Raw genomic sequence first — 6,743 nt, 5'->3', positions numbered from 1 at the left:
GAACGCGTCGGCGGCGGGGGAGTAGTCGTCCACCGGCTGCCGCCCGGCGCACGGCGCCTTGCACCGGCCCAGCTCGAACAGCGCGCACGGCGTGGCGGAGGCGTTGCGCGCCGGGATCCGGATCGAGCACGGCCGCAGCGGCACGGCCTCCAGCGCCGCCTCCAGGGCCGTCTCCGCGAGCCTGCGGGACCGGAACGGGCCGAGTGCCCCTTCACGGGCCGTGCGGACCACGGAGAGGCGCGGGAACGCCTCCTCGGTCAGCACCAGCCACCACGCCTGGCCCTGGTTCTTCGAACGCCGGTTGTACGCGGGCTTGTGGGCGGTCAGCAGGCGCAGCTCCCGCACCTCCGCCTCCAGCGAGTGGGCGCACTCCACCGCGTCCACCCGCACGGCAAGTGACACCATCTCCCGCAGCCGCCGCCGACCCTCGCTGGCCGTGAAGTACTGCCGCACCCTCCTCCGGAGGTCGGACGCCGTGCCGACGTACAGCACCTCTTCCGACGGCCCGCGGAACAGGTAGACGCCCGGCGTCGACGGCAGGTGCGCGGCGAGCGTCCGCTTGCGCCGCTGCGCCGGCGTCACCTCCGGCAGGTAGGCGACCAGCTCCTCCAGCGAGTGCACCCCGACCGAACCGACCCGTTCCAGCAGGCGGTGCAGCACCTCGACGGTGGCGCGGGCGTCGGTCAGCGCCCGGTGGTTCGGCTGCTCGGACACGCCGAACAGCTGCGCCAGCGCCGACAGCCGGCAGCTCGGCGCCTCCTCGCGGCTGAGCACCCGGCGGGCCAGCTTCACCGTGCACACGACGGTCGGCTTGGGCCACGTGTACCCGTGGCGGGCGCAGGCGGCCTTCATGAACCCCACGTCGAAGCCGGAGTTGTGCGCCACCAGCACCGCGCCGGCCGCGAACTCCAGGAACGCGGGCAGCACCGTGGTGAGCTTCGGTGCGCCCGTCACCATCATCTGGGTGATCCCGGTCAACGCCACGACCTGCGGCGGGATGCCCCGCTCGGGATCGACGAGGGTGCCGAACTCACCGATCACCTGCCCGCCGCGCACCTTCACCGCACCGATCTCGGTGATCGAGTCCTCGTCCGCCCGGCCGCCGGTGGTCTCCAGGTCGAACACGACGAACGTGGTCTCGCGCAGCGGTGTGCCCAGTTCGTCGAACGTGAGCTGAGTAGTCATCGCGCCGCACGGTAGCGCCCGACACCGACAGTGTTTGATCGCCGCTGCTCCGCAGACGGCGGCTCGGTCGCCCGGAAGTCGGCCGTTCGCGCCTGATTTCCCGATGATCGAAGGGCGTGATCGCCGGGAAATGAGTCGCGACCGACCGACGCGACCTCGCGGGTGGGGGGCTGCCGGAGGCGGCACGTGAGTCGTCCTCGCCCGCGACGCCGGAGGCGGCGCAATCCAACACAGCTAGCCTGTACTGGTGCAAGACCCGAGCGCGCCCGTCGACAGTGGCGACGACCTGGTGGCCGACGAGCCCGAGCAGGTTGTCGAGTCCACTGTGGACTGGGCCGCCCTGCCCGAGCCGCTGCGCGCCCGGCTCGCGGAGTTGAGCGCGGACGCGTTGGGGGACCTGGCGAAGGTCGACGTCCCCCAGTCGCTGCGCGCGGTGGCGCGGTTCGCGCCCACCAAGCGGGCCCGGCTGGGTGCGCCGGCGTTGATCGGCGGGTTGAAGGCGTCCACGAACTTCCGGGCGGCCGTGGTCGAGTGGCTGCGCCGCAACCGGCCGGCGGTGCTGGAGGTGACCGCGCCGGACCCGGTGGCGGCGGGTGCGGCGGCGATCCTGCAGGGCGAGGAGGTCGCGAGCCACTTCATCGAGCTGGTCGGCAGGCGCGTGGCGGACGCGGTGCTGCGCTCGGAGCGCGACCTGGCCGTGCAGCGGGCGGAGCGGCTGGAGATCGAGCTGGACCGGCTGAAGGCCGAGAGGGCCGAGGCGGGCGGCGCGGTGGACAAGATCCGCGAGGCGTCCGAGGCCGAGCTGGAACGGCTGCGCAAACGGTTGCGCGAGCAGGGCGTGCGGCTGCGCGAGGCGAAGGACCGGGCCGAGTCGGCCGCGGCGCAGGTGGAGCGGGTGCGCGCGGAGGCCGAGGCCGAGGTGCGCCGCCTGACCGCCGAACGCGATCGGGAGCGGGAACGGGCCGAGAACGAGCGCGCCAAGGCGCAGCGGGCCGAGTCGGACGCCGAGGTGGCCCGCCAGTCCGCCAAGGAGGCGCGGCAGGCCGACGAGGTGCGGTTGGCGCTGCTGGTGGACACCCTGGACGGCGCGGTGAACGGCCTGCGCCGGGAGCTGGCCCTGGGCGGCGCCGGTCCCCGGCCGGCGGACCTCGTGCGCGGTGCGAGCGCGGCGCAGGGCGCGGTCGGTCGGGTGGAGGACCCGGCGGCGCTGGACCGGCTGCTGGCGCTGCCCGCCGTGCACCTGATCGTGGACGGCTACAACGTCACCAAGACGGGTTACCCGGAGCTGTCGCTGTCGGACCAGCGGGACCGACTGGTGCACCAGCTGGCCGTGCTGGCGGCGCGCACCGGTGCGGAGGTGACGTTGGTGTTCGACGGCGCGGGCGTGGTGGCCGTGCCGACGTCGGCGCCGCGCGGGGTCCGAGTGCTGTTCAGCGATCCCGGCGTGCTGGCCGACGACGTGATCCGGGCGCTGGTGACCGCGGAGCCCGAAGGCCGTCCGGTGGTCGTGGTGACCTCCGATCGGGCGGTCGCGGATTCCGTCCGGCGGCGGGGCGCGCACCCGGTGCCGTCGGCGGTGCTGTTGGCGCGACTCGGCCGTGTGTGACACAGATCGTGTTTTTAACACCACCGGGGGTCACACGACCAGGTCACAGCTAGGCCATTCGTGAATTGTCGTGAACTGAGAGCGAATTCCATGCCCCGCTAGTGGACGCAGGGACTTACGTTTCGTAACCTGTCCGAGATCTCGCGGCGGGCAGTGGTCCATCCTGGGCCGCGACGCGGGTTCACCGCCGAATCGGCCTGTCGGGGAGCCGAACGGAACACTCGTGTCCGAGGACTGCCGGGTCGCGCCATGCGCCCGGTCAGAGGCGGTTCAGACGAAGGAGACACACGCGACTGTGGCGTCGCAACGACTCAAGCGCGGCCTGCGCGGGGCGATGGCGGCCACGGCGGTGGCCGCTGCCGCGGTGGGCGTCATGCCCGTACCCGCCGGAGCCCAGCCGAACACCCCCGCGAACGCCTCCGAGGCGCTGAAGAAGTACAACGAGCTGGCCGAGCAGGCCACCAAGCTCAACGAAGAGCTCCTGCGCGCCGAAGAGCAGCGCAACGCCAACCAGACCGAGCTGGACAAGGCCAACGCCGACCTGGCGCAGGCGACCCAGGCGGGCGACCAGGCGAAGTCGGACGAGGAGAACTTCCGGGTCCAGGTCGACAAGCTGACCGAGGCGTCGTTCGAGGGCGCGCGGTTCAACCAGCTGTCGGCGCTGCTGGTGTCGGACTCCCAGCAGGACTTCCTCAACCGCATGTCCGCGATCGGCGTGCTGGCGTCCGACAACAACGAGGCCCTCGTCCGGCTGTCCGGGGCGGTCGACGCCGCCGAGGACGCGCGGCAGAAGGCGGCCGACGCCCAGGGTCGCGCGCAGGCGGCGACCGACGAGGCGATCCGCATCGCGGAGGACATCAAGAAGCGCCAGGCGGAGCTCCAGGGCCAGATCGACGAGGTCAAGGACCAGCTCAACCGGCTGACCGCGCAGGAGCGCACCACGCTGACCAGCGTCGGTGAGAAGGTCAGCACCAACGTGCCCGAGGGCGCCGCGGGCGTCGCCCTCCAGTTCGCGCTGGACCAGCAGGGCGACATGTACCTGTACGGCGCGACCGGCCCGGACCGCTGGGACTGCTCGGGCCTGACGTCGAAGGCCTACGCCTACGCCGGCGTCACCATCCCGCGCACCTCCGGCGGTCAGGCGGGCGCCGGGCGTGCCGTCAGCCGCGGCGAGGTCCGGGCGGGCGACCTGATCATCTACAACGGTGGCAACCACGTCGCCATGGCGGTGGACAACGGTCGGGTCGTGCACGCCTCGACCGACGGCGTCCCGGTCAAGGTCGTGTCGCTGGAGTCCCCCGGCAGCATCTACGCGATGCGCCGCATCGCGGGCTGACAGCCGTCGTCGGGCAGGGCCATCCTGGACGGGGTGGCCCTGCCGATGACAGGAGGCTCGTGAGCCGCATCCGGGTCGTGCTGGCCGCACTGGTGGCCGTGACCTTCCTCGCCGGGCTGACCGCGGCCGTGGTGCCGGCGAGCCCGTCCGCGCCCGCGGCGGCGGCCGACCCTACCTCCTCCGCCCGCGCGGACGCCGTCCGCTCCCTGCTCGAACGGCGGGCGCGGGCCCTGCTGGAGCGGGACGAACCGGCGTTCACCGCGGACCTCGACCCGCAGGCCGACCCGGCGTTCCGGCAGCGGCAGCGCGACCTGTTCCGCAACCTCGCCGCCGTGCCGCTGGCCGAGTGGACCTACGAGCTGGCCGGCGAGGCCGACCTCTCGACGCTGCGCCTGCCCGCCTCCGACGAGGCCTGGGCGCCGGACGTGCGGCTGTCGTACCGGCTCAGCGGCGTGGACGTCGAACCCAGCGGTCAGGGCATGGCCTACCTGTTCACCCGGCGCGGCGACCGCTGGTACCTCAACTCCGACACCGCGCTGGAACCGCTGGGCAAGCGCACCTGGCGCGGGCCTTGGGACTTCGGGCCGTGCCACGTCGTCAGCGGCACCGGCGGGTTCGTGCTGAGCCACCCCGGCGGCGAGGTGCTGGCCGCACGGGTGCTCGCGGAGCTGGACGGCGCGGTGACGGCGGTGACCGAGGTGTGGGGGCAGGCGTGGTCGCGGCAGGTGGCCGTGGTGGTCCCGGCGAGCGCGGACGAGATGGTCGCGCTGGTCGGACCCGGTTTCGCCACCGGCGCGATCGCGGGCGTCGCGGTGGCCGACCGGGTGGATCCGACCACGCACACGGCCCGCGGTCAGCGCGTGGTGCTGAACCCGGACAGCGCGGGCGTGCTGTCGCCGTTGTCGCTGCGGGTGCTGCTGCGGCACGAGATCACGCACATCGCCGCACGCGGGGAGACCGTGGACGGCGCTCCCATGTGGGTGCTGGAGGGGTTCGCGGACTACGTGGGCTACCGGCGCAGCGACGTGCCGCCGGCCAAGGCCGCGCCGCTGCTGGCGGCGCAGGTCCGGCAGGGGCTGCCGACCGCGTTGCCGTCGGACGCCGACTTCCGCGGCGGCGCGATGGAGCTGGCCTACCAGCAGGCGTGGTCGCTGAACCTGTACCTGGCGTCGTCGCTGGGCGAGCCGGGGCTGGTGGGGCTGTACCGGCGGCTGGCGCGGGTTCGGGCGTCCGAAGTGGACGACGTGCTGCTGGAGGTCACCGGCGAGGACTCCGCGGCCCTGGTGCGCGGGTGGCAGGACTTCCTGCGGCGGGCGTTCCCGTAACGTGGGCCCGTGCGTCGGACCTTGTTGGTGACCAATGACTTCCCGCCGCGGCCGGGCGGGATCCAGGCCTACCTGCACGCGTTGGCCGTGCGGCTGCCCGACCTGGTGGTGTACGCGCCGTCGTGGGAGTCGCCGTCCGGCTCGCACCCGGAGTTCGACGCGGTGCAGCCGTTCGAGGTGGTGCGGCACCCCGGCACGTTGATGCTGCCCACGCCGGACGTGGTGCGGCGTGCGTCGGACATCCTGCGTGGAGCGCGCTGCGACGCCGTGTGGTTCGGGGCGGCGGCGCCCTTGGCGTTGATGACGTCACGGCTGCGTGCCGCGGGTGCTTCCCGGGTGGTCGCGTCGACGCACGGGCACGAGGTCGGCTGGTCGATGCTGCCCGGCGCGCGGCAGGCGTTGCGGCGCATCGGGTCGGACGCTGATGTGGTGACGTTCGTGAGCCGGTACACGCGGTCCCGGTTCGCGGCGGCGTTCGGTCCGCTGGCGGCGTTGGAGCACCTGCCGTCCGGGGTGGACACGTCGGTGTACGCGCCGGACGCGTCCGCGGGGGCTGAGATCCGCGCCCGGTACGGGCTGGGCGACCGGCCGGTGGTGGTGTGCGTGTCGCGGCTCGTGCCGCGCAAGGGGCAGGACGTGCTGGTGCGGGCGTTGCCGGAGATCCGGCGGCAGGTGCCCGACGCGGCGTTGCTGCTGGTGGGCGGCGGGCCGTACCGGGGGACGTTGGAGCGGCTGGCGGTGTCGGTGGGCGTGTCGGAGCACGTGGTGCTGACCGGGTCCGTGCCGTGGGAGGAGCTGCCCGCGCACTACAACGCCGGTGACGTGTTCGCGATGCCGTGCCGGACGCGCGGGCGCGGGTTGGACGTCGAGGGCCTGGGGATCGTCTACCTGGAGGCGTCGGCCACCGGGCTGCCCGTCGTGGCGGGGCGTTCGGGCGGTGCGCCGGAGACGGTGCGCGACGGCGTGACGGGGCGCGTGGTCGACGGGCGCGAGGTGGCGGGGGTGGCCGATGCCGTCGCCGCCCTGCTGGCCGACCCCGGCACCGCCGCGAAGATGGGCGCGGCGGGCCGTGAGTGGGTCACCGCGAACTGGCGGTGGGACGACCTGGCCGACCGCCTGGCCGCCCTGATCAACGCCTGAGCGTTCAACTCGGGTGTCCTGAACGTAGGACTCTCGCGTCCTGAACGTAGGACTCTCGCGAGAGTCCTACGTTCGTGTCGCGCGTGTCCTACGTTCGGAACTGGCGTGTCCTACGTCCGGGATCGGTGAGTTGAACGTCCAGGGGTGGGAA

5 protein-coding genes are annotated in these 6,743 nt (G+C 73.3%); 4 read left to right on the top strand and 1 reads right to left on the bottom strand.

Annotated elements, in window-relative coordinates:
- Positions 1-1,185: DEDD exonuclease domain-containing protein (locus tag AB0G02_RS23845; protein WP_360797680.1), on the bottom strand; the 1,185-nt coding region annotated here is incomplete at its 3' end.
- Between the two features lie 289 nt (positions 1,186-1,474).
- On the opposite strand from AB0G02_RS23845, the gene AB0G02_RS23840 reads away from it, so the two are divergent.
- The 4 genes from AB0G02_RS23840 (at position 1,475) to AB0G02_RS23825 (ending at position 6,592) form a co-directional block, all read left to right on the top strand.
- Positions 1,475-2,791 carry an NYN domain-containing protein gene (locus AB0G02_RS23840; protein WP_360797681.1) on the top strand — a complete coding sequence of 439 codons (1,317 nt, stop codon included), beginning with the start codon at positions 1,475-1,477 and terminating at the stop codon, positions 2,789-2,791.
- A gap of 295 nt (positions 2,792-3,086) precedes the next feature.
- Positions 3,087-4,127, top strand: coding sequence for an NlpC/P60 family protein (locus tag AB0G02_RS23835; protein WP_360797679.1), 1,041 nt, complete (start codon positions 3,087-3,089; stop codon positions 4,125-4,127).
- A 59-nt stretch (positions 4,128-4,186) separates the two neighbouring features.
- The gene (locus tag AB0G02_RS23830; RefSeq protein ID WP_360797678.1) at positions 4,187-5,452 is read left to right on the top strand and encodes a hypothetical protein; all 1,266 of its coding nucleotides are present in this window, start codon (positions 4,187-4,189) and stop codon (positions 5,450-5,452) included.
- 9 nt (positions 5,453-5,461) lie between these two features.
- Positions 5,462-6,592 (top strand): glycosyltransferase family 4 protein, encoded by a 1,131-nt coding sequence (locus AB0G02_RS23825; RefSeq protein WP_360797677.1) that lies wholly within the window; start codon positions 5,462-5,464, stop codon positions 6,590-6,592.
- The last annotated feature ends 151 nt before the right edge of the window (positions 6,593-6,743 follow it).

Origin of the sequence: Actinosynnema sp. NPDC023658 (assembly GCF_040639995.1) — a bacterium.
Classification (GTDB): Bacteria; Actinomycetota; Actinomycetes; order Mycobacteriales; family Pseudonocardiaceae; genus Actinosynnema.
This window is presented reverse-complemented; position numbering and strand designations above follow the sequence as displayed.